The 22,242-nt window shown below is 73.8% G+C and carries 19 protein-coding genes; 6 read left to right on the top strand and 13 right to left on the bottom strand.

Annotation, left to right across the window (positions count from 1 at the left end; genetic code table 11):
* Positions 1–142: 142 nt before the first annotated feature.
* The 4 genes from idi to FHX81_RS32340 form a co-directional block, all read right to left on the bottom strand.
* Positions 143–718, bottom strand: a complete 576-nt coding sequence (gene idi / locus FHX81_RS32355) for an isopentenyl-diphosphate Delta-isomerase (RefSeq protein ID WP_141982312.1) — start codon at positions 716–718, stop codon at positions 143–145.
* Between the two features lie 25 nt (positions 719–743).
* Entirely contained in the window at positions 744–2,096 is a 1,353-nt protein-coding gene (locus FHX81_RS32350) for a class I adenylate-forming enzyme family protein (protein ID WP_141982310.1), read from the bottom strand.
* 6 nt (positions 2,097–2,102) lie between these two features.
* Entirely contained in the window at positions 2,103–3,176 is a 1,074-nt protein-coding gene (locus FHX81_RS32345; protein ID WP_141982308.1) for a 3-dehydroquinate synthase II family protein, read from the bottom strand.
* Between the two features lie 85 nt (positions 3,177–3,261).
* Positions 3,262–4,059, bottom strand: coding sequence for a 2-amino-3,7-dideoxy-D-threo-hept-6-ulosonate synthase (locus tag FHX81_RS32340; protein ID WP_141982306.1), 798 nt, complete (start codon positions 4,057–4,059; stop codon positions 3,262–3,264).
* Positions 4,060–4,270: 211 nt separating this feature from the next.
* Here FHX81_RS32340 and FHX81_RS32335 point away from each other — a divergent pair, with 211 nt between their 5' ends.
* Positions 4,271–5,227: a LysR family transcriptional regulator gene (locus FHX81_RS32335; RefSeq protein ID WP_246108324.1), complete on the top strand. Its 957-nt coding sequence runs from the start codon at positions 4,271–4,273 to the stop codon at positions 5,225–5,227.
* A gap of 93 nt (positions 5,228–5,320) precedes the next feature.
* Here FHX81_RS32335 and FHX81_RS40880 read toward each other — a convergent pair whose 3' ends face one another.
* From FHX81_RS40880 to FHX81_RS42280, 5 genes are all read right to left on the bottom strand, one after another.
* A complete protein-coding gene (locus tag FHX81_RS40880) occupies positions 5,321–5,644 on the bottom strand; it encodes an AfsR/SARP family transcriptional regulator (protein ID WP_170232246.1) in 324 nt (107 codons plus the stop codon).
* A gap of 115 nt (positions 5,645–5,759) precedes the next feature.
* Entirely contained in the window at positions 5,760–6,125 is a 366-nt protein-coding gene (locus FHX81_RS32325) for a cupin domain-containing protein (RefSeq protein WP_141982300.1), read from the bottom strand.
* A gap of 171 nt (positions 6,126–6,296) precedes the next feature.
* Positions 6,297–6,638 carry an MmcQ/YjbR family DNA-binding protein gene (locus FHX81_RS32320; RefSeq protein ID WP_141982298.1) on the bottom strand — a complete coding sequence of 114 codons (342 nt, stop codon included), beginning with the start codon at positions 6,636–6,638 and terminating at the stop codon, positions 6,297–6,299.
* A gap of 21 nt (positions 6,639–6,659) precedes the next feature.
* The gene (locus FHX81_RS32315) at positions 6,660–7,076 is read right to left on the bottom strand and encodes a hypothetical protein (protein WP_141982296.1); all 417 of its coding nucleotides are present in this window, start codon (positions 7,074–7,076) and stop codon (positions 6,660–6,662) included.
* Positions 7,073–8,461 (bottom strand): hypothetical protein, encoded by a 1,389-nt coding sequence (locus FHX81_RS42280; protein ID WP_246108078.1) that lies wholly within the window; start codon positions 8,459–8,461, stop codon positions 7,073–7,075. Before FHX81_RS42280 ends, FHX81_RS32315 begins: the two co-directional genes overlap by 4 nt.
* 76 nt (positions 8,462–8,537) lie before the next feature.
* Here FHX81_RS42280 and FHX81_RS32300 point away from each other — a divergent pair, with 76 nt between their 5' ends.
* The 3 genes from FHX81_RS32300 to FHX81_RS32290 all read left to right on the top strand — a co-directional run bounded on the left by FHX81_RS32300 (position 8,538) and on the right by FHX81_RS32290 (position 13,404).
* Positions 8,538–9,926 carry an SDR family oxidoreductase gene (locus FHX81_RS32300; protein ID WP_246108077.1) on the top strand — a complete coding sequence of 463 codons (1,389 nt, stop codon included), beginning with the start codon at positions 8,538–8,540 and terminating at the stop codon, positions 9,924–9,926.
* Positions 9,927–10,180: 254 nt separating this feature from the next.
* On the top strand, positions 10,181–11,128 hold the full coding sequence (locus FHX81_RS32295; RefSeq protein ID WP_141982293.1) for an ATP-binding protein: 948 nt from the start codon (positions 10,181–10,183) through the stop codon (positions 11,126–11,128).
* Positions 11,125–13,404 (top strand): hypothetical protein, encoded by a 2,280-nt coding sequence (locus tag FHX81_RS32290; protein WP_141982291.1) that lies wholly within the window; start codon positions 11,125–11,127, stop codon positions 13,402–13,404. The genes FHX81_RS32295 and FHX81_RS32290 overlap by 4 nt, the downstream gene beginning before the upstream one ends.
* Positions 13,405–13,481: 77 nt before the next feature.
* Here FHX81_RS32290 and FHX81_RS32285 read toward each other — a convergent pair whose 3' ends face one another.
* The 4 genes from FHX81_RS32285 to fxsA all read right to left on the bottom strand — a co-directional run bounded on the left by FHX81_RS32285 (position 13,482) and on the right by fxsA (position 19,674).
* Positions 13,482–14,645 (bottom strand): hypothetical protein, encoded by a 1,164-nt coding sequence (locus FHX81_RS32285; protein WP_141982289.1) that lies wholly within the window; start codon positions 14,643–14,645, stop codon positions 13,482–13,484.
* Between the two features lie 31 nt (positions 14,646–14,676).
* A complete protein-coding gene (locus FHX81_RS32280; RefSeq protein WP_141982286.1) occupies positions 14,677–15,639 on the bottom strand; it encodes a hypothetical protein in 963 nt (320 codons plus the stop codon).
* A 19-nt stretch (positions 15,640–15,658) separates the two neighbouring features.
* Entirely contained in the window at positions 15,659–19,402 is a 3,744-nt protein-coding gene (gene fxsT / locus FHX81_RS32275) for an FxSxx-COOH system tetratricopeptide repeat protein (RefSeq protein WP_141982284.1), read from the bottom strand.
* Between the two features lie 104 nt (positions 19,403–19,506).
* Complete coding sequence (fxsA, locus tag FHX81_RS32270; protein WP_141982283.1) at positions 19,507–19,674, bottom strand: FxSxx-COOH cyclophane-containing RiPP peptide; 168 nt, start codon at positions 19,672–19,674, stop codon at positions 19,507–19,509.
* Positions 19,675–19,877: 203 nt separating this feature from the next.
* On the opposite strand from fxsA, the gene FHX81_RS32265 reads away from it, so the two are divergent.
* Both FHX81_RS32265 and FHX81_RS32260 read left to right on the top strand, forming a co-directional pair.
* Entirely contained in the window at positions 19,878–21,002 is a 1,125-nt protein-coding gene (locus tag FHX81_RS32265) for an FxsB family cyclophane-forming radical SAM/SPASM peptide maturase (protein WP_246108076.1), read from the top strand.
* On the top strand, positions 20,999–22,141 hold the full coding sequence (locus tag FHX81_RS32260) for an aKG-HExxH-type peptide beta-hydroxylase (RefSeq protein ID WP_170232245.1): 1,143 nt from the start codon (positions 20,999–21,001) through the stop codon (positions 22,139–22,141). The genes FHX81_RS32265 and FHX81_RS32260 overlap by 4 nt, the downstream gene beginning before the upstream one ends.
* Positions 22,142–22,242: the final 101 nt, after the last annotated feature.

Raw genomic sequence — 22,242 nt, 5'->3', positions numbered from 1 at the left:
ACCTGTATCAGTCAAGGAAAGGCGGGAGTTCCGGTCATCCCGGAACGGCACGCCAGAGAGCGCTCTCTGAGCCGGGCGTTGAACTCACGCGTCCCGGACGCAGGACTCACGCGCGAGTCCTGCGTCCGCGGTCGGTGGGAGGTCAGGCGCGGGCGGCGAGGGGCAGGGACGCGGGCGAGGCGGTCGGCCAGGACAGGGGGTCGGGGCCCAGGGCCCACAGCTCGGCCACCTGCAGGGCGCACCACGGCGACACCGGGCGGGCACCGGCCAGGACGGCGGGTGCGAACTCGGCCCACGGGGTCCACTCGAACGAGTCGACCTCGTCCGGGTTCGGTCGCGGGTCGGCGGAGACCAGGCCGCGGAACACCGGGCACATCTCGTTCTCCGTGACGCCGTTCTCCATCACCGCCCGGTAGCGGAACGCGGGCAGCACCAGGTCGAGCGTGACGTCGGCCAGGCCGAGCTCGTCGGCCAGCCGCCGCGTCACCGCCGACACCATCGGCTCGTCGGGCGCGGGGTGGCCGCAGCACGAGTTGGTCCACACGCCCGGCCAGGTCTTCTTGTGCAGGGCGCGCCGGGTCAGCAGGAGCCTGCCCGCCGCGTCGAACAGGTACGACGAGAACGCCAGGTGCAGCGGGGTGGACGCGTGGTGCACGGAGGCCTTGTCGGCGACGCCGACCCCCGCACCGGACTCGTCCAGGAGCACGACTTGTTCCACGCCGCCCACCCTGCCACACCGGCGATCATCGCGCGTCCGCGAGCACCTCCGGGTTGCGCACGAGCTTGCCGCTCGGCGTGCGGGGCAGCGCCCGCAGCACGTGCACCCGCTGCGGGCGCTTGTACTCGGCCAACCGCTCGGCGCACCACGCGGACACCTCGTCGGAGGTGAGCGCGTCGGACCCGGTCGCGACGTAGGCCTCGATCACCTGGTCGTGCACCGCGATGGCCTCGGTGACCAGCGGGTGGGCCCGCAGCGCGGCCTCCACCTGGGTCAGGTCGACGTTGCTGCCGCGCACGACGACGAGCGAGTCGGCCCGGCCCAGCAGCCGCAGGTTGCCGCGCGCGTCGAACTCGCCCCGGTCACCCGTCCGGAACCACCCGTCCAGGTACCGGGAGGGGTCGGTCTCGCCCAGGTACGGCGACTGGTCCAGCGCCACCTCGACCAGTCCGTCGCGCACCCTGATCGTGGTGTCCGACAGGGGCTTGCCCACCGACGGCCGGGTCGTGCCCGCCGCGTCCATGGTCAGCGCGCCGGTCTCCGTGGTGCCGAAGCACTCGCCGACGGTGAAGCCGTAGGCGGCGGCGAACCGCTCGGCGACGTCGGGCCGCATCAGCTCGCCGCCCGCGAAGGCGCCGCGCACGGTGCGCAGCGACGGTCGGTCGGCGGCCGCGGCCAGCAGTTCGAAGTGGAACGGCACGCCGGTGATGAAGTCGACCCGGTGCCGGGCCGCGGTGGCCAGGACGTCCTCGGCGGACAGCTTCCCGGCGAACACCAGGTGCACGCCCGCGGCCAGGGCGTGCAGCAGCCCGCCCATCAGGCCGAAGCTCTGCGCGGTGGAGTTGAGCACCAGCATCCGCTCGCCGCGCTGCGGCATGCCCTCGGCCGCGCCGAACCGCATCACCTCGCGGATGATCGACTCGGTGCTGCGGCCGACGACCTTGGGCCGCCCGGTGGAGCCGGAGGTGAACTGGACCAGCCGGTGCCGGGTCTCGGCGGGCCGCCCGTCGGACCTGCGCTCGGTGACCAGCTCGTAGCGCTCGCGGAAGATGCCGACCGGCCGGCCGGAGGCGCGCACGAAGAACTGCGGGCGGGTCAGCTCGCGCAGCACGTCGACCTCGGCGGGGGTGAGCCGGTGGTCGATCGAGATCACCCGGGCGCCGAGGCTCCACAGCGCGAGCACCACCTCGAGCTGGGTGAAGCTCGGTGGCACGTGCAGCGCGACCGTGCTGCCCTCCCCCACGCCGGACGCGGCGAACAGGCCCGCCTCGGCGGCGACGGCGGCGCGCAACGCGCCGTGGGTGACGGTGTGCTCGTGGCTGAACACCGGCACGTCGTCGCCGTGGCGGCGCAACAGGTCGGTGACGAACTCGCGCATCTTGGCTCAGGTCTCCTTGCAGAACTCGCCGATGGGGATGCCCACGTGCCGCTGCTCGGTCGCGATGTAGCCGAGCAGCTCGTCACCGCGTTGCAGCTCGGTGACGTTGCGGACCTTCCCGCCGGGGCCGAGCACCCGCACGTGCCAGTCGTCCTGCACGGTCAGGCACACCTCGACGCCCTCGGGCGAGTGCGCGGTGATGGTGAGGATCGGGCGCGACTCGAGCTTGGCGCGGCCGACGGTGAGCTTGCGGGTGCGGCCCTCGGAGTTGACGGCGAGCACGGTGCTGCCCGAGCGCAGCTCGGACAGGTAGTTGGTGCGGTTGTCCGGGCCGAGCACGTAGGAGTGCAGGGCGCCGGCGTTGACCCGGAACGGCCGGGTCGGCATGTAGGGCAGCGGGTGGGTCTCGCTGCAGCACAGGATGAAACCGGAGGAGAAGGAGCCGACGAGGATGCCCTCGTCCTCCTGGAAGTGCGAGGCGGTGTCCACGCAGACGCGGTCGCCGAGGCCGTTGTGGGTGATGCCGTCGACGGTGAGCGTGGTCAGGTTCAGCGGCGGGGTGGTGGCCTCCAGCAGCCGGGCCAGCTTGAACACGTCGTTGGCGTCGCGCGGGGCCATCAGCACGCCGTCCGAGCCGTGTTCGAGCACGTCGAGCACGATCGCGGCCTCTTCGAGGTCGGCGACGACGGTGATCAGCTTGCCGGGCGCGCCGTCGGCGGCGGCGATCACGATCTCCAGCGGGATCTTCGTCGGGTCGGTGAACGCGACCACGGTGTGCCCCAGCCTCACGGCGGCGGCGCACGCGAGCTTGAGCGTGCGGTCGTCGCGGACCTGCACGAACGCCGCGTCGGTGGTGAGCCGCTCCAGCGCGTCCTGGTCGTCCACGACCACGGTGACCAGGTGCGGGCTGTCGACCGCCGCGTCGGCGACGAGCACCCGGGTGATCGTGGGCGGCAGCGCGTCCAGCAGCGCCGGGTCGTCGGCGACCACGCCGGCCAGGCGGGCGTGCACGGCGGCGTCCACCACGGCCTCGCGGTGCGCTTCGGGGACGGTTCGGAGGTCGATCCAGGCGAACTTCAACGGTTCTCCAAGGGGTGAGAGCCCGGTCGGCGTGCGGACGGGCCGCCGCCGGTCGGGTGACCGGCGGCGGCCGCGGGCGGCGGGGTCATGAGGAGGCGACGACCCCCGTCATGGCGCGGACCAGGTCCGCTTCGGTGTCGTCGTGGACGATCGAGGCCAGTTCCGCGACCAGCGACATGGGCGCGGGCGCGGTGAACACGCGGCGGCCGACGGCCAGGCCCGCGCAGCCGACGGCCATCGCGGTGCGGGCGTGGTCGACCACGCTGCCGCCGGTGGCCGGGCCGCCCGCGACCAGCACCGGGATGGGGCAGCTGGCGATCACGTCGGCCATGCGGCCCGCGGGGTGGGCGAGGTTGGTCTTGACGATGTCGGCGCCCAGGTCGACGGCGATGTTGACCACGTGCGCGAGCAGCGCCGGGTCGTTCGGGTCGGCGATGCGCGGTCCGCGCGGGTACACCATGGCGACCAGCGGCACGTTCCACTCGTCGCAGGCCTTGGCGACCACGCCGAAGTCGGCGAGCTGGCGCTCCTCGGTGTCCGAGCCGATGTTGACGTGCACGCTCACCGCGTCGGCGCCGAGCCGCAGCGCTTCGTCCACCTCGCCGACGAGGACCTTGGCGTTGGTGTCGGCGGCGTGCGCGGTGCCCGCGCTGAGGTGCACGACGAGCGCGCAGCCCGCGAGCACGTCCGGGTCGATCGTGCGCACTCGTCCTTTGTGGACGATGATCGCGTCGGCGCCGCCCACCACGACCGAGTCGATGAGGTCGCGCCACCGGTCGCGCGGCACCACCGGTCCGTCCGAGACGCTGTGGTCGAGCGGGACGAAGAGGTACCTGTCGTCGCGCGGACGGGAAAGGCGCCGCAGGCGCAGAGCTTTCGTCATGTCGCTCACACCTCCTCGGTCATGGGTGCCGGCCACCCAGCAGGGTGGTCGAACGGGTGAGCGCGGCGGGAGGTGTGAGGTGGCGATAACTCGCCAGTTATGCACCTGTTGGAGCAACGGGCCGCGTCCCGCTCGACGCAGAGTCGCGTTCTTCGCCACACGCACGGTCGGTGTCCGGTTCGTTCCATTGCCCTAGGCTGCCGCAGTGAACATGGAGCTCAGGCACCTCCACGTCGTGCTGACCGTGGCGGAAGCGGGCAGCATCAGCCGGGCCGCCTCACTGCTGAAGATCGCGCAGGCGGGGCTGACCGCCCAGTTGCGCCGCATCGAACGGGGGTTCGGTGGTCCGCTGTTCCTGCGGCGCACCGACGGCGTCGAGCTGACCGAGTTGGGCCGCCACGTCGTGCTGCGGTCGAGGGACCTGGTGGAGCGGTTCGACGACCTGCTGGTCACCGCGCGCAAGCTGGCCGCGGAGAGCGACGTCACGGGCATCCGGCTCGGCGGCGTGGCCGGTTCGCTGACGCCGGTGCTGGTCGCGGTGGTGCGCTCGCTGCTGCCGACGCACCCGCGGACCACGCACGTCGAACGCACCAGCGACGGCGTGCTGGACCTGGTGCGGGCCGGGAAGCTGGACCTCGCGCTGGTGACGGAGTACCCGCAGAGTCCACTTCGGATTCCCGAACAGGCTGACTGCCGGACCGTCGTGACCGAGCCGATGCTGGTCGGCATCGGGGTCGGGCACCGGTTGTCGGCGCGCGCCGAGATTCGGCTGTCCGAACTGGCCGATGAGGAGTGGGCCGTCTCCGACGAGAGCTACGGCGGCGGGAAGCTGAACCTGCACCTGGCCTGCGAGGCGGCCGGCTTCACGCCGCGGTGCGCGCACTTCGGGGTCGACCCGGCGTCGGCGGCGGAACTGGTGCGGTCCGCGCACACCGTGGCGTGCTTCTTCCCGACCGGGCAGGACCTGCCGGGTGTGCTGCTGAAACCGATCGTGGGCAACCCCGTGCACCGGCGGGTGACGGTGGTGTGGCGGCGCGACTGCGTGGCCGCGGAGTACGTCGACGAGATCCACTCGGCGCTGGTCCGGGCCTACCAGGAGCGGCTGCGGGGTCACGGCCCGCGCACCGCGAAGCTCGCCGCCGCCGGGCTGACCGTGGCGGCCAGCTGACGCCCTCGACCGGGCGGGTACCGGGCCGCGGACCGCGGTGCCGCCCAGCACCGGCCCGCGCCCCGGTGCGCCGGCCGCAGGCCGGCAGGGCGGTCATGAGCTGGTGGCGCGGGTTTCCGGGAACGGGTGCTCGGCCACCGACGGCGTCAGCGCCTCCACCGCCCGGGCGTGCCCGCCCAGCGCGAGGTCGGTGTCGACGGCCGCTTCGAGGGTGGCCAGGTGGTGCGCCTCCAGCGGCGCGCACAGCCAGGCGCGCAGCGGCTCGGACTCCGCGCCCGCCACCGGTGTGCCGTGCCACAGGGCCGGCGCGCGGGTGCAGAGGTCGCGGCGGCGTTCGAAATCCACGGTGCCGGCGGCGCGCGCGGTCAGGTCGCGGAACCGCAGCGCGTCCACCTGGTCCGGTTGGGCCCGCAGCACGCGACCGGAGTCCTGGCAACTCCACGCCGACCCCGGTCGCGTCGACGTTTCACCGACGATGACGCGACTGTGACGATTCCTCCCGATGCGTGGTTCCGCCGGGTGCGCGGCCGGGTCAGCGGGCGTCCTCGTCGCGGGCGCTGAACCGCTCGGCCATCTCCACGTCCCACCAGGCGGCGAAGAACTGGAAGTCGGCCTCGCCGTCGTTGACCAGCTGGTGCTCCTCGTACGGGCGGAAGTGCACGATGTCGCCCGCCGCGAACGGCGTCCGGCCCTCGCGCGTGACGATCTCCGCCTCACCCGACACGGCGACCCAGACCTCGTGCTCGCGGTGGGCGTGCGTGCTCGACTCCGCGCCCGGCTGCACCACGCACCACGAGCCGTCGAACGGCGCGTTCACCAGCGGCCACGGCATCAGCCTGCGGGCCACCAGCCCGCTGTCCCGGACCAGCTCACGGGGGTCGAGCCGACGCACTTCCACGGCTACCGCCCCACCGCGGCGGCAGGCTCCACGTGTCCCACGATGTACTCCCAGGCGACGACCGGAAACCGACGTTGTCACCGGCGGGCGCCCGGACGCGACCGCCGGGGAGCACCGCCACGGCACGCCGGCGCGGGGATTCCTCGCCACCGAACGGCCCACCGCCAGAACTTATCGACCGAGGTGCCCGGCGGCCACACGCTTCGGCACGCACATTCGCCACGCGTCCACGACGAGTTCGGTCAGCTCGTCCTCGTCCACCGCGGCGAGGGTGCACTCGACCCAGTTGTAGCGCAGGTCGGACGCCGCGGGCAGGTGGAACCGGTCCGGTTCGGCGGTCACCAGCGCGTCCCGCTCGTCCTTCGGGAACGCGAAACCCAGCGTCCGCTCGTCGCGGGACAGCGCCAGGTACACGATTCGGCCGATCCGGAACTTCACCCGGTCCCGGACCACGGCCTCCTCGGTGCGCGGCAACGACCGCGCGATGCGCCGGACGTCCTCGACGGTCGCCATCAGCCGATCGTCCCGCGCGGGTCAGCGGTCGGCGTGCCGGAGCACGCTCTCGACCTCGGTGCGGAACGCGTTCACGCCGTCCTCCCCCTCCGGCGCGCCGTGCGCCTGCAACAGGTGCAGCAGCGCCACGCCGTTCGCGGACCGCCGTGACAGCGCGCGGAACGAGAACGCGGCCTCGTAGACGCCGACCGCCGTCGCCAGCGCCGCCGCGACCGCGGCCAGGAACGCCCACAGCGCGCGTCGCCCGTCGTCGGCCACGGCCACCGCGCCCAACGCCGCCGCCGCGGTGAACAGCAGCACGGTCAGGGCGGTGGTCCAGCGGCGCGCCGCGGTGTAGCGGGCCTGCGCCTGCTCGAACCCGGCGAGCCGTTCGCCGACCCGGTGCCGCAGGTAGGCCCGGAGGAACTGCTCGCGGTGGTCGTCCACCAGGGTCGTCATGTGCGGCTCACCGATTCGTGCCGGAGCCGCGCCACGGCCGTCGCCAGTTCGCGGGCGCGCTCGTCGCGCTCGGCGTCGTCGGCGGCGGGTGGTGCGGCGAGGTGGTCGAAGTACAAGGCGCGCAACCGCTCGGCGCGGACCTGCGCACCGGTGTCCTCGCCACCGCGCGCCACGACCGCGAGCACCGCCGCGGCCGCGCCGGACACGGCGAGCAGCACACCGGGCCACGGCTGGTCGCGCAGCCACACCTGCAACGCGGCGAACACCGTGGTGCCGAAGCCCGCGGCGATGGCGAGCACCACGAGCAGCCGTGCGCGTTCCCGCGACCTGAGGGCGGCGACCTCGCACTCGTGCAACGCGGGGGCGACGACCTGGTTCGCCTCGTGGATCGCGTCGGCCAGCAACGGGTAGTCCAGCACGTAGCCGGGGTCGATCACGGGCTGCGGCTCGGGCACCCGGAACCGCAACCGCGGCCACACGGCGGGCGGCGGCACGTCGGCGTGCAGCTTGGCACCGGGCCGGTTGCCCACCACCCGCCGCACGACGGCCACCACCTTGTCCGCGCCCTCGTCCAGGTGCACCAGGGCGACCTGGCCGCTGCGGACCAGCACGGCCAGGTCGTCGTCGCGCTCGGCGGGCACGTCGGGCGTGCCGGCGGCGGTGTCGGACGTGGGCCGGACAGCGGCGGCCTCGGGCACGGGCCGGGCCGCGGCGGCAGCAGCATCAGGGGCAGGCCGGATCGCGGCCGGGTCGGGGGTCGGCTCACCGGAGGCCGGGCCGGCCGGGCGGGACGTGGAGCCGCCCGCGATCTCGTCCGCCAGACCGCCGGTGCCCGCCAGCACGAGCAGCGGCCGGTCGCGGCCCAGGTGGTCGACCAGCGCGGCGCGGGACAGGTCGTCGCCGCCGATCAGCAGGGCCAGCGCCGGGCGCTTCGACCCGGCCACCGCGTCCACCGCGCGGAACAGCGCGGGCAGTTCCTCGCCCCACCTCGACCCCGGCACGAGCACCGCCGTGTCGTGGTTCACGTTGAGCCGTACCTCACCGTCCGCGGGCTCCGCGTCCTCGGCGGCCACCCGGCCGGACGGCGCCACGCCGACCATCCGGGGCCACCGGCCGTCCAGCGACTCGGCGGCCAGGCCGAGCAGGTGCGTGACACCGACGTCGGCCCCCGCCGTGATCACCACCGCGTCCGCCGCGGCCGCCGCGGCGAGCACCGCACGCAGCACCGGGAGCACCGAGGCGGCCAGGTCGGTGTCCAGCGCGTCGGCCGAGCCGAACACCGCCAGGACCGGACGGCCGCGGGGCAGGCCGAGGGCGCGCGGCCGGACGTCGGCGTCGGGGTGGTCCAGTCGCCGCACCCGTGGGCCGGTACCCGCTGTAGGCATGCCGGGCACCCTAGCGGTGGCTCACGCGAATTTCACCCGTCCGGGGGCGGATTTCGCCGCAGGTAGAGTGCTGGGCGTGTCGATTGACCCCGCCGAGCTGGAAATCGCCCTAAGGGTGCTCGCCCAAGTGGACGAACTGGACACCGAGCACCCCGACGCGGTAGCCGTCCGCCGGGCCACCGCCGGCATCTGGAAGAGCCTCCGCAAGCGCCGCAAGGCCGACCGCCGCGCCTCCGTCACCGCCGCCGACCGCGCCGTCATCGAGGCGACCGCGACCGGCTCGCCGTCCCGCATCGACGACGAGACCCGCGGCCTGCTGCTGCGCGAGCCCGAGCCCGGCGCGAAGGCCGGCACGCTGCTGCGCGCCCGGTCCTGCTACACGTGCAAGAAGCGCTACACCGAGGTCGACGCGTTCTACCACCAGCTGTGCCCCGACTGCGCGGCGCTCAACCGGGCCAAGCGCGACCAGAGCGCCGACCTGACCGGCAAGCGCGCCCTGCTCACCGGCGGTCGCGCCAAGATCGGCATGTACATCGCGCTGCGGCTGCTGCGCGACGGCGCGCACACCACCATCACCACCCGGTTCCCGCGCGACGCCGTGCGCCGGTTCGCGTCCATGCCCGACAGCGCCGACTGGCTGCACCGGCTGCGCGTGGTCGGCATCGACCTGCGCGACCCGGCCCAGGTCGTGCAACTGGCCGACTCGGTGGCCGCCGCCGGACCGCTGGACATCCTGATCAACAACGCGGCGCAGACCGTGCGCCGGTCGGCGGGCGCCTACGCGCCGCTGGTCGCGGCCGAGTCCGCACCCCTGCCGTCCGGGCCCCGGCCCGAGCTGGTCACGTTCGGCCACACCCTGTCCGCGCACCCCGTGGCGCTGGCGGGCACGCTGGCCGACACCATCCCGGCGGTCACCGCGCTGGCGCTGACCGCCGGGTCCAAGGAGATCGACGCGGGCGGTCTCGTGCCCGACGAGGCGCCGGTCAACAGCTGGGTCCAGCGCGTCGAGGAGGTCGACCCGGTGGAGCTGCTGGAAGTGCAGCTGTGCAACAGCACCGCGCCGTTCATCCTGATCTCCCGGCTGCGCCCGGCGATGGCCGCCTCGCCCGCGCGCCGCAAGTACGTGGTCAACGTGTCCGCGATGGAAGGCCAGTTCAGCCGCGCCTACAAGGGCCCGGGCCACCCGCACACCAACATGGCCAAGGCCGCGCTGAACATGCTGACCCGCACCAGCGCCGAGGAGATGCTGACCACCGACGGCATCCTCATGACCGCCGTCGACACCGGCTGGATCACCGACGAACGGCCGCACCCGACGAAGCTGCGGCTGGCCGCCGAGGGCTTCCACGCGCCGCTGGACCTGGTCGACGGCGCCGCCCGGGTGTACGACCCGATCGTGCGCGGCGAGCTGGGCGAGGACCTGCACGGCTGCTTCCTCAAGGACTACGCGCCCGCCCCTTGGTGACCCCATCGCCGCACCCGTCCACCGCACCCGTTCAGCGCGGCGTTCACTCCCCCATTCCGTCGATTCCCGACAGTCGTAATCCGAATGGGCCGTTCGGGGTGCACCGGTTAACGGGAACGTGCCCGTGTGCGACTCTCCGTCGGTAGGCTGAAGCTTTCGCTAGGCCGCCGCGAGGCGACGGGGGTGGGCATGGACGGCGGGCGGGCCGGTCGAGCCGCCGCGCTGCCGCGCGTGACCGGGTCGGTGGGGCCGTGGTGAGCGCGCCCCGCGTCAACCCGTTCCCCCTGCCGGGGTGGGAGAGCACGCCGATGCGGCCGCTGAGCCCGTGGCACCGGCCCGCCCACCGCGACTACTACGTGCCCGTGGACGGCGGCGAGGACGCGTTCGACCACTTCCGCGACGCGATGGGCGACCTCGCCGTGATGCTGGAGTACGGCCGGCTGGCGCTGGTCACCGGCGAGTCGGGCTGCGGCAAGACCGCGCTGGTCAACCGGTGCGCCGACTGGGTCGTCGGCGAGCTGCGGCGGCGTGACGTGCGCGGGGTCGTGCTGGACCTGACCGGCTGCCTGCCGACCGACCGGGAGCTCTCCATCGACGAGCGCACCGCCGAGGTGTGCGACCGGATGTTCGACCTGCTCGTGGACGCCGGGGCGTTGCGCCAGGACAGCGAGCAGCGGCTGGAGGCCGTCCGGGACGTGCCGGGCCGCGTGTTCCCGCGCCTGGGCCGGGCGCTGCGCGAGGACGTCGCGCTGGTCGTGCTCCTGCCCAGCCCGAACGAGCTGGTGGACGAGGTGATCCGGTACGCGCGGACGCTCAACAGCGCGAAAGTGCTGTTCCTGGCCGAATCGGCGTACCTGGGCACGGACGAGGTGGCCGACGTGGTGCGGCAACTGGAACCGTGGGTACCGCCGATCACGATGCACGTCGGCCCGCTCGACCCCGGTGACGCGCAGCGATTCGCCGAAGACCGGTTGACTCGTCACGCGGCGGCGGGAACGTATCCGCGGATGAGTGATGACGCGATCGAATTGGTGGCCAAGCACTGCCAATCGATCGCGATGTTGCAGAGGTTCCTGCACGGCACTTACGAACACAAACGTGCGACGGGACTAGGCTACTCCGAGGCCGACCTGGTGACCGTCGAGGACATCAGGGCGTTCCTGAACACCAAGTCCCGGAATGGACCGGTGAATGGGCCATGAGCGACCGCAGCGATCTCCCGCCCTCGCGGAAGAACCCCTTCTCGCCGATGGCGGTCGCCCGGATCACGGACTTCGACGCCGACCCGGACGCGGTCGACGTGGCGATCACCACCGACGCGACGCGGCAGGCGCTCGCGCACCTGACGGCCTACCTCGACGCGCCGCCCGCCCGCGCCGGCCGCGACCGCACCGGCACCGTGGTGGCCGTGCTGGGCGACTACGGCACCGGCAAGACGCACCTGGCCGTGCGGCTGGTCCGGCACGCCCGGCAGGTCCTGGCCGACCCGACGCACGCGCTGTACCTGGACGCGACCGCGGAGAGCTTCATCGAGCTGTACCGGCGGTTCATGCAGAAGCTCGGCCGGGAGGGCGTGCGGGCGCAGGTCAGCGAGTACTACGCCGACATCGTCGCGGAGTCGTTGCAGAGCAGCGGGCTGACCAGCGACATGCTGGAGTGGCTGGGCAGCAGGCAGCTGGAGCCGCAGGAGGTCGTGGAACGGCTGGGCCTGATGGAGAGCGCGTTGCTGCGCAAGGTCCAGGACACGCTGCGAGAGGTCACCAACAACAAGGACTTCGGCACCGCGCTCACCCTGCTGCTGCGTCCGGGGTTCGAGCACTCGGTGTGGTCGTGGCTGCTCGGCGGCGCACCCGACCAGGTGCTGGTGGAACGCGGCATCGGCACGCCGATCGACGACGAGGTGGCCGCGCTGGAGGCGATGGGCGTGTTCGCCCTGCTGTTCGGCGGCCGGCAGCGGCGGTTCGTGCTGGCGGTCGACGAGCTGGACAAGATCTTCTCCGCCGACAGCCGACCGCACGCCCGCACGATGGCCGCGTTCCAGACGTTGCTGCAGGTGTTCGGCAAGGCGGGGGCGTGCCTGGTGCTGTGCGGGCTGCCGGACTTCAAGTCCGTGCTGCCGCCCGCCGTGCGGCAGCGCATCCCGTACACGGTGGTGATGTCCGGGCTCAGCCAGGGCGAGGTCCGCGAGTTCGTCGAGCTGGCGCAGGAGCAGGTGTTCGGCACCCGGCAGCTCGCCCCGTTCACCGTCGACACCACCCGCTACCTGCGCGACCTCGCCCGGGGCAACGCGCGCAACGTGATCCGGCTGTGCCACCGGGTGTTCCGGATGGCCGACGACCTGTCCCGCGAGCCCGGCCACGGGTTCACCGTCACCGAGGACATGGTGCGGCGGGCCGCGCGCGACCTGTTCGGGTCGTTGAGCTCCGACGACATCGACGGCGTGGTGCGCCGGGTGCTCGACGCCAACGGCCTGGACTACCTGCACCGGCACCTGCTCGGCGTGGCGGGCGACTCGCTGGCGGACTTCTGGGTCACCTTCCCCGAGCAGGCGGGCGGGTGCGCCGTGCTGATCAGCCCGTCGCTGCTGGACAACGCCGACCTGGGCGCGGTGGTGCGGCGGATCTCGGCGGTGCGCGAGGCCGAACCGGACGCCGAGCTGGTCCTGCTGGTCAACGGGGTGGTGGCGGACGGCGTGGCGATCCAGCTGCGCGAGCTGCTGGGCCGGGAACCGCTCGTCTACGTCGACCGCACGTTCGCCGACGACTTCAAGGCGCTGGTGAACGCGGGACGGCGGCCGGGCGTGGACGCGGACCCGTTGTCGGGGCTGCGGTGGCGGATGGACCAGCTGGCCAGGCAGCAGTCCAGCATCTACGGGTTCATCGAGCACCTGGCCGAGCACATGGACGGCGTTCGGGCGTCGTCGGACCGGCAGCTGGGCGCGATCGCGCGGCAGCTCGGCGCGTTGACCGGCACGCCGGGCCGCGCGGCGGAGGCGGCGCCGTCCAGGTTGCCGGGTGAGGTGGAACGGCTGTTCCGGGACGCGGTGGACGCTTTGGAGGACGTCACGCAGGTCGACGTGATGTTCGAGGAGGCGTTCGACCACGCGCCGACCACCACCCGGGAGGCCGTGCACCGGCGGCTGCGGACACCCGAGTTCACCCTGGCCGCGACGCAGGCGGTGTTCCTGCAGAAGGCCGTGCAGGCGTTCCGGGCCGCCGTGGCGCAGTGGTACTCGTCGTCCGGGGACGCCGACGCGGAGGAGCGGCTGGAGGAGCTGTGCGGCATCTACGACGGGATCGTCGAGTTCCTGCCGCTGTTCCTGCTGGACCCGCTGTTCACGCTGCCGCCGTGGTCGGCGCGGGCGGGCGGGCTGGTGGCCGAGGTGAGCCAGGGTTCGCGCCGCACCCGCGTGCACGACGCGTTGCGCAACCTGAGCCCACGCGTCCGCCGCGCCGTGTTCCGCTCGTCCCCGGCCTGACCCGACCGCAGGACTCCCGCGAGAGTCGAACGCTCAGGCCCCGAGAGTCGAACGCTCAGGTACCCCGAATTCAACGCTCAGGGCGTCGGCTTCACCCGGTAGGGCGAAGCGCGACGCGGTGCCGGAGCGGGGTTGAGCGGCACGCGCGGGATGTGTTCCGGCGGCTGAGGCCGGGGCACCGGACGGCGTGCGGCCACGCGGTCGTGAGCGCCGTTCGCCGCGGCGTGCAGCACGTTCACCACGACGACCGCGGGCGCGACCACGGCGATGGCACCCGGGAACGTCGGCTCCAGCAGCAACGCCAGGATGATCGCCGTCAGCCCGTTCTGCTGCCCCAACGCGAGCCGCACCCGGTCGCCGCGCCACCGCTTCGGCACGGTCAACGCGAACGCCACCACCGCCTGCGCCCCGAACGCCGCCACCCCGAGCACCGCGCCGACACCGGCCAGCACCCAGCTGAACTCCGCCGCCAGCACCAACCCGACCGCGGCCAACGCCAGCACCAGGCCCGCCTGCGCCAGCCCGTCGACCCACCGACCCAGATCCGGCCGGAAGAACAGACCCAGCAACGCCAACGCCAGCAGCAGCGAGTGCTGCACCGCGACGAACCCGATGCCCAGCACCGCCACCACCATCACGGCACGCACCGCGTACCGCACGGCACGCCCACCGGCCTCGGCCCGCTCCACGCGCCCGCGCAACAGCGTCCACAGCATGAACGCCACCCCGGCCAGCGCCAGGTTCAGCACCAGGTTCACCGCGAACGACCCCACGCCGCCCACCGCCCCACCCCCCAGGGCGAACGACGTGAGGTACACGGTCAGCAGCACGGTGATCGGGTCGTCGAACGACGCCCACGCCGCCAGCAGCGCCTTCGCCGAGTCCGACATCCGCGACTTGGCCCGCATCGCCGCGACCGACAGCGGGTCGATCTGCGCCACCGCCACCGCGAGCACCAGGTGACCCGGTTCCCGGAACGCGAAGAACATCACCGCGAAGATCAGCGCGACTTTCGCCACCACACCGAGCGTGACCGCGATCACCACGGTGCGGAGTTGCCGGCGGAATTCCGCGATCACGATCCCGCTCGTGCTGGCGTACAAACCGAAACCGAGCAAAGCGGTGATGAAGAACGCGTACACCGGTGACCGGTCGACATCACGAAGTCCGAATTGCCACGCCACGAGCCAACCCGCGCCGAGCGCCGAGAGGAGCGCGGCCGAGCGCGTCGGTGCCGTCACCGTTCCACGATAGGCAGCGGTGGATGAGCGTTCAAGGACCGAGTGGGGTGAGTTCTTCCGCCAGGGCGGACATTCGATCATCCGCCGCCCGCACGCGTGCCTGGTCGATCGTCACGCCGACCAGGTATTCCCCCGCGCGCAACCGGTAGTAGTAGATCGCGCCCATCTCCACGTCCAGCACGAGCCGGGCCAGCAACCCGCCGACGACGGGGCGCACCGCCCGGTTCAGCTTCGTCGCCAGCGCACCCAGCTCCTGCACGAACCCGTGGTAGAACCGGCGCCGCGCGTCCACCGTGACCTGCCGGAAGAACGGCGCCAGCGACGGGTCGCCCAGGCAGTCGACCATCGACCGCACCTCACCGCCGGAGACGTGCGCGACCAGGTGCAGGTCCTGCGCCCGCACCGCCGACAGGCACGCGGTCAGCGGCCCCTCCCCCGCCGTCACGTGCGCCCGCACGTCCTGCTCCACGGGCAGCGGCACGGCGTCCCGCGCGCTCTCCCACCCGCCGGGGTTGAGCGAGCCGAGGCTGAGCTGGCCGCGCAGCCGGGTGGCGAGCGCGGCCACCGCGCGGTCCGCCTCGTCCACGGCGGGGTGGCCGAACAGCGGCCCCGTGCCCGCGTGGTCCAGCACCAGGCCGACGACGTGCTCGGTCGGCACGACGGAGTCGCAGAACAGCGCCCCCTCCTCGGTGTGCAGCACGGTGCGGATCAGCCGGCCCGTGCGCACCTCCTGCAGCGCGCGGTCCACCGTGGCGGCCTGGAACGTCAGGTGCCTGCCCAGCCGCTTGAGCTCCTCCCGGCGCGTGCCGCCGGGCAGGGCGTCCGGCGCGTGACCGGGTTCGCCGAGCGCGTCGACGCCGAAGTCGAACACGCCGTTGCTGTAGTGCGCGAGGTAGTGCAGCGCCGGACTGGCCTCGACCGCCTCGCGGCACGCCTGCCTGGCCAGCTCGAACTCCGGGCCCACGTGCTCGGCCCGCTCCTCGTGCAACTCCACGCCGGTCCCTCCTGCGCGCTCAGGTGTGCGGGATGTCGACATCGCACTCCCGCCAGTCCTGGTCGGTAGGCTGCGCCGCGAGCCGCAGGTTGTGCGCCGCCGCGGCGGTGTGCGGGTGATCGTGCCCCAGGAACTCCAGGCAGTCGGTGTGGGCGTCGGCGATCAGCTCGCCGGCCCGGTCCGGCTCGCCGGCCGCGGCGAGCACGCGCGCCTCGTCGATGGCCGCCGCGAGCGTCCACGGGTGCGTGTCGCCGAGCCGGGCGCGCAACGTCCGCGTCGCGTCCTCCACGTGGCTCACCGCGCCGCCGTGGTCGCCCGCGGCACGCAGCGCCAAGCCGAGGCCCAGCTCGCACAGCGCCACGAACGGGTGGTCGTCGCGCAGTTCGAGGTGGTGCCGGAAACCGGTCAGCGCGGTGCGCGCCAGTTCCACGGCCAGCTCGGGGTCGACGCCGAACCGGCGGTGGTCGGCGGCGAAGCTCAACGCGCAGCCCAGCGTGTACGGGTGGTGCGGGCCGAGAACCTCGCGGTAGTCCCGCAACGCCTTGCCGGTGCGCTCCTTGGCTTCCTTGACCCGGCCCACCAGCCGCAGCGCGATGGCCCGGTTCCACTGCACGCCGATCTGGAGCTGGTTGGCCTCCGGCCGCTGCTGCAGGCGCTGCGCCGCCACCAGCAGCGAGTCCAGCGCCTCCGGGTAGCGGCCCAGTTCCCGCTGGTACAGGCCGATCTGCGCGAGCGTGGCCCACGTCCGCACGTCGTCGGTGCCGAACAGCCGCCGCCGCCTGCGGTAGTTGTCCTCCTCCAGGGCGAGCGCGCCCGCCGCGTCACCGGACAGGAACATCGAGGACGCCAGGTTGTTCGCGGCACGGCGGGTGTCCGGGTGGTCCTCGCCGAGCACCGAGCGCAGGCCCTCCCAGGTCGCCTGGTCCTCGGCCAGCGCCTCGGCGAACAGCCCGAGCCCGCGCAGGTCGCCGCCGCGACCCCGGGCCGTGATCAGCGGTCGGGGGTGGGTCAGGTCCAGGGCGCGGCGCTGCTGGGCCAGCGCGAGGTCGTCCAGCCGCAGCGCCTCGGTCGGCTCGCCGAGCACGCGGTGCACGTTGGCCAGCTCGGTGGCCAGCCGGTTGCGCAGCGGGTCGGCCGGCCCGAACCGCCGGGTCCACGCGTCCAGCAGCGCCCGACCCGGTCCCAGCGCCGCCCGCCGCACGCCCGCGCCGCCGTCGGTGAACAGGAACCGCACCTGGTTGACCAGCCAGCGGCGCACGTCCGGGTCGTCGCCGTCCAGCGCACCGGACGGGATGACGTGCTTCTGCAGCTCGGCGAACCGGGCGTGCCGGGTCGGCGAGGTGTCCTCCACCTCGGTCGGCGCGAACGCGGCCAGCGCGGCCAGCACGTCGGCCTGCCGCTCCTCCCGCTCGGCCGGGCTCATCCGGTCGCGCAGCGCGCGCTGCACCACCCGGTGCAGGCGCAGCGAGTACTGGTCGCCCCAGTCGACGCGGAACAGCCCGTACCGCGCGCCGTGCCAGAGCACCCGGTCGATCTCGGCGGCGTCCAGCTCCAGCGGCTCGGCGTCCACCCCGCCCGCCGCGATCACCCGGCCGAGGAACGCGGGCGAGCGCACGAGCCCGAGGTCCGCGCCCTCGGGCGACAGGAACGCGGACAGCTGTGCCACCAGCACCGCCAACCGGCCGGTGGCGCTGTCCCGCAACGCGTCCACCGCGACGTCGACCACCCGCGCCACACCGTCCACTTCGGACCGGCGGAGCCGCTCGAACAGGGTGCGGGTGGCCCAGGTGGCGGCGTCGGCGTCCCGGGAACCCGCGCCCACCTCCGACCGCGCCGTCTCACCGAGCCAGCACGACGCCAGGTCCAGCGCCAGCGGCAGGTGGCCCACGGCGTCCGCGACCCGCCGCGCGTCGTCCTCGGCCAGCCCCGGCACCCGGTCCAGCAGCAGGCGCACGCTGTCCTCGGCGCGCATCGGCACCAGCTCGACGGCCCGCCCGTCCGCCGGGGCCGCGGTGATCAGCACGTGCCCGGTGGCGCCGGTCGGCAGCAGGTCGGTCAGCACGTCCGGGTCGTCGGCGTTGTCGTACACCAGCAGGAACCGCGCGTGAGCCGGGTCGTTCGACAGCCGCTCCAGCGCCGACAGCGTGCCGTAGTCCGTCGAGCCCGGCTGGCGCAGCCGCGCGGCCAGCTCCGCCAACCCGGTCAGCACCGACTGCCGGTCGTGCGCGGACAGCCACCACACCGCCGAGTAGTCCGCCGAGAACCGGTAGGCGTACTCCAGCGCCAACTCGCTCTTGCCCACGCCGGGCACGCCGTTCACCGACACCACCGCGTGCCGGTCGCCCGCCGCCGCGAACCGGTCGCGCAACGCCTCCAGGTCCTCGTCGCGGCCGACGAAACCGCGGTGGCGCGGCGGCAGCTCGAACACCGCCGGGTCGCTGCCCGGCACCCGCATGGCCGGCTCGTGCACCGTGCCGGGCCGGTCGATCAGCCCGAAGTGGCTCAGCAGCCGGGCGCCCAGCGCCTCCGGCGAGTGGTCGTGCACCGACAACCCGCCGTCGGCCGGCGCGTCCTCGGCCAGGTGCAGCCGCAGCACGGTCAGCGGCACGGCCGGCAGCTCCACCGGGCCCAGGTGCGGCGACGACAGGACCACCACGCCCGGCGGCACGTCGGCCTCGAACCACCCGTGCGCTTCGGGCAGCCGGCGCACCTGCGCGCCCGCGCGTTCCAACTGGCCGCGCACCCAGTCCGCCCAGGCCCGGTCGCGCGGCGCGTACACGAGCGCCACGCGGTCCGGCTCGGTGGTCGACGCCAGGCCGAACACCCGCCGGTAGCGGGCGCGCAGCACCGGTGACACCGGCACGACCCCGGTGACCGCGCCACCGCTGACCGCCGCGGCCAAGCGGCCGTACTGGGCTTCCAGCGCACCACCGGCGCCCGGCTCCTCCACCAGGATCGCCAGCAGCGGGTCGAACGCGTCGTACGGGCGGTAGGGGATCTCGATCGTGCCGCCGTCGGGCACCCGCTTCGCCTGCCCCGCCAGCAGTTCGGCGAACGCGGCGTGGATCGCCGAGCGGATGCGCTGCGCCCGCGACAGCTCGTCGGCGTCGTCGAACAACGTCGCCACCGGCACCACGTCGATCCTGATCGGCGCGCGTTTGCGCAGCCGCGCGGCGAGGTCCGCCGCGTCCGCGATCGCCCGGGGACGCGGCCGGAAGCACACCACGGCCAGCTCGCACAGCGTCGCGATCAGCGTCAGCGACTCGTCACCCGCGCCGGTCGGCGCGTCGATCAGCACCTGGTCGTAGTCGGACTCGGCCAGCCGCGCGCGCAGCTCGACGACCACGCCCGCGTCACCGTGCCCGGTCCCGGGCCGCGGTCGGCCCGCCGAGTCGGTCGGCACCGGCGACACCACGTCGACGTGGCCGGGCGCGGTGACGTCACCCGCCGGCGGCGCGAACCGCTCCACCACCGGCACCGGGTCGTCCTCGCGCACCGCGTCCGCCCGGTACGCGGCCAGCAGCCCGCGGCCCAGCGCGTCCGGCAGGCCGAGGCGCGCCACCAGGAACGGCTCCAGGTACTCGCGCACCCGCGGCACCTCCGAGCCCCAGTCCACCACCAGGACCCGCTGCCCGGCCGCGGCCAGCACCCACGCCAGGTTCGCCACCGCGCTGGTGCGGCCGGTTCCCCCGGTCGCCGACAGGAAGGCGGTGACCCCGGTGCGGCCCGGGGTGGTTCGCGGGGTCGTGCGCGGGGTGCTCATCTGCTGCTCCAGAGCGGCGGGGAACTGGGGAATACCGTCGAACGCGGGCCGCGCGCCCGCGATTCAGCCGCGTTTCACCCGAACGGCAGCAGCGGTCGCGGCCGTCACAGGGAGCTCTCGAAGGCCGCGAACCGGTTCGGCAGCTCGGCGTTCTCCGCGAGGATCCGGTGCAGCGCGGCGCGCAGCGCGGTGTCCGGCAGCTCGGCCAACCGGGCCAGGTCCACCCCCGTGACGTCCAGGAGCTCGGACTCCAGGACGGGTTCGGCAGCCATCCGACGTACCCCCTCACCGCAAAGCTGCGGCTTTCACCGCAGTCGCCTGATTGCCGGCACCGCCGGCGGCGCACTTCCCATCGTAGTGAACGACAACGGTCACCGTCGCGAATCCTCCGATTGGCGGAGGTAGCGGGCGGCGCGCTGTGTTTGATTGCCATAGGGGGTCGGCGATTGCTCGGGATGTCCGAATTATCCGGGGGGTGGCGAAAGCGTTGGCGTTCCGCCAGTTCGTGCTCAAGGTGCACGGCAGGTGCAACCTGGCTTGCGACTACTGCTACGTCTACGAACTGGCCGACCAGCGGTGGCGTTCCCGGCCGCGGGCGATGTCGCCGGAGATCGTCGCGCACACCGCCGAACGGGTGGCGGAACACGTGCGCCGGCACGCATTGTCGGACGTGGAAGTGGTGCTGCACGGCGGTGAGCCGCTGTTGGCCGGGCGGGCCGCGATCGAGTCCCTGGTCGCCCGGTTCCGCGCGGTCGTGCCCGCGTCGGTGCGGTTCACCGTGCAGACCAACGCGACATTGCTGGACCGCGAATTCCTGGAGCTGTTCTCCGCGCTCGGCGTCCGGGTCGGGGTGAGCGTCGACGGCACGCCGGAAGCGCACGACCGGCACCGCGTGCGGCCCGACGGCGGCGGCAGTTGGGCGGCGGTGCGCGCGGCGTTGGCGGGGTTGCGTTCGTTCCCCGACGTGTACGGCGGTCTGCTGTGCGTGGTCGACGTGGGTGAAGACCCGCTGCGCGTCTACGGCTCGTTGCTGGAATTCGAGCCGCCCGCGGTGGATTTCCTGCTGCCGCACGGCAACTGGTCCGCGCCGCCGCCCGGACGCGTCGCCGACCCGGCCGTGACGCCTTACGCCGACTGGCTGATCGCCGTGTTCGACGTCTGGTACGACCGGCCGTCGACGCGCGTGCGGCTGTTCGAGGAGCTGCTGGCGGTGCTGCTGGGCGGGCGTTCCGGGGTGGAGGGCATCGGGTTGAGCCCGTCGGCGCAGGTGGTCGTGGAGACCGACGGCGCGATCGAGGTGTCGGACATCCTGGCGTCGTCTTCACCGGGGGCGTCGACGACCGGGCTGCACGTGGCGCGGGACCCGTTCGACTCGGCGTGGGACCTGCCGGAGGTGCGCGCCGGGCGGGCGGGGCTGGCCGGGTTGTCCGCGCCGTGCCGCCGGTGCCCGGTGGTGTCGGCGTGCGGCGGAGGGCTGCGGGCGCACCGGTTCCGGGAGGGCGCCGGGTTCGACCGGCCCTCGGTGTACTGCCCGGACCTCGTGCGGCTGATCGGGCACGTGCGGGCGCGGGTCGCGACGGACCTGGCGGCGTTGGCGTGACCGTCGGGCCGTTCCGGGTGTCGGCCGCGGACTTCACCGCCCTCGCGCGCGGCGGTGGCGGTCCGTCGGCGGTGCGCACGTTGCGGCTGGCGCGGCGCAGCCGGACGCTGCTGCTGATCCGGTCGATCGCGGCGGACCCGGCGGCACGGGACGCGTTCGCGCTGCTGTGCGAGGTGGCTCGGGTGGCGCCGGAGGCGGTGGACCGGGTGCTGGACCACCCGTCGGTCGGCGCGTGGGCGACGCGGACGGCGTTGGCGGTGCGGCGCGGTGAGGCGGCGCGACCGGCGGAGCTGGCGTTCACGGCGGCCGCGGCGGCGGTGCGGGCCGGCGTGCCGGTGGACCTGGAGTTCCCGCCGGTGGAGGTGTTCTCGCTGCCGTCGTTGGGTGTGGTGGTGGGGCCGGGGCTGGCCTACGAGCCGTTGCCCGAGGTCGAGCTGGACGGGTTCACGCTCCAGGTGGACCTGTGGGCCGGGGGCGGGGTGCCGGACGAGCTGCCGGTGGCGTCGGAGGTCGACGTGCCGCGGTGGCGTGACGCGCTGCGCGCGGCGTGGGACCTGCTGGCCCGTGACCACCCGGGACCGGCGGCGGAGTTCGCCGAGGTGGTGACGGTGGTGACACCGATGCCGTCGTCGCCTTCGGGGACGAGCAGCGCGACGTTGGCCGACGCGTTCGGGTGCGTGTTCCTGTCGCCGACGCCGGACGCGGAGACGTTGGCCGTGACGCTGGTGCACGAGGCGCAGCACAGCAAGCTGGTCGCCGTGATGGACCTGTTCGCGCTGGTGCGGCCGGGTGGTGACGCGGTGTTCTACGCGCCGTGGCGGGAGGACCCGCGGCCCGCGGCGGGCCTGCTGCACGGCACGTACGCGCACCTGGGCGTGGCGGGGTTCTGGCGTTCCCGGCCCGGTCCGGCCGCGCGGGTGGAGTACGCGCGGTGGCGTTCGGCCGCGCTGGTCACCGCCGAGGCGCTGCTGGCGTCCGACGAGCTCACCCCGACCGGTGTCCGGTTCGTCCGAGAGCTGGCCGCCGTGCTGCGCGCGTGGTGCGCCGAACCCCTGCCGCCCGCCGCCGAAGCCGCCGCCGCCACCGAGGCCGCTGCCCACCGTTCCCGCTGGCAGGCCGCCCACGGTCCGCTGACCTGAACGTTGAACTCGGGGTACCTGAGCGTTCGACACTCGGGGCCTGAGCGTTCGACACTCGCGAGAGTCGAACGTCCGGGACGCGTGGGGTGAACGTTCGGGAG

This window comes from Saccharothrix saharensis, from assembly GCF_006716745.1.
GTDB lineage: Bacteria > Actinomycetota > Actinomycetes > Mycobacteriales > Pseudonocardiaceae > Actinosynnema > Actinosynnema saharense.
The sequence above is the reverse complement of the archived record's forward strand: the minus strand, read 5'-3'. Positions and strand labels throughout refer to the sequence as shown.

Bases quoted from the DNA above. Each gene is read 5' to 3' on its own strand.
- FHX81_RS32340 (WP_141982306.1), bottom strand. From the start codon at position 4,059: ATGACGAAAGCTCTGCGCCTGCGGCGCCTTTCCCGTCCGCGCGACGAC.
- FHX81_RS32320 (WP_141982298.1), bottom strand. From the start codon at position 6,638: ATGGCGACCGTCGAGGACGTCCGGCGCATCGCGCGGTCGTTGCCGCGC.
- fxsA (WP_141982283.1), bottom strand. From the start codon at position 19,674: ATGGCTGCCGAACCCGTCCTGGAGTCCGAGCTCCTGGACGTCACGGGG.
- FHX81_RS42280 (WP_246108078.1), bottom strand. From the start codon at position 8,461: ATGCCTACAGCGGGTACCGGCCCACGGGTGCGGCGACTGGACCACCCC.
- FHX81_RS32335 (WP_246108324.1), top strand. From the start codon at position 4,271: ATGGAGCTCAGGCACCTCCACGTCGTGCTGACCGTGGCGGAAGCGGGC.
- FHX81_RS32350 (WP_141982310.1), bottom strand. From the start codon at position 2,096: ATGCGCGAGTTCGTCACCGACCTGTTGCGCCGCCACGGCGACGACGTG.
- fxsT (WP_141982284.1), bottom strand. From the start codon at position 19,402: ATGAGCACCCCGCGCACGACCCCGCGAACCACCCCGGGCCGCACCGGG.
- FHX81_RS32290 (WP_141982291.1), top strand. From the start codon at position 11,125: ATGAGCGACCGCAGCGATCTCCCGCCCTCGCGGAAGAACCCCTTCTCG.
- FHX81_RS32315 (WP_141982296.1), bottom strand. From the start codon at position 7,076: ATGACGACCCTGGTGGACGACCACCGCGAGCAGTTCCTCCGGGCCTAC.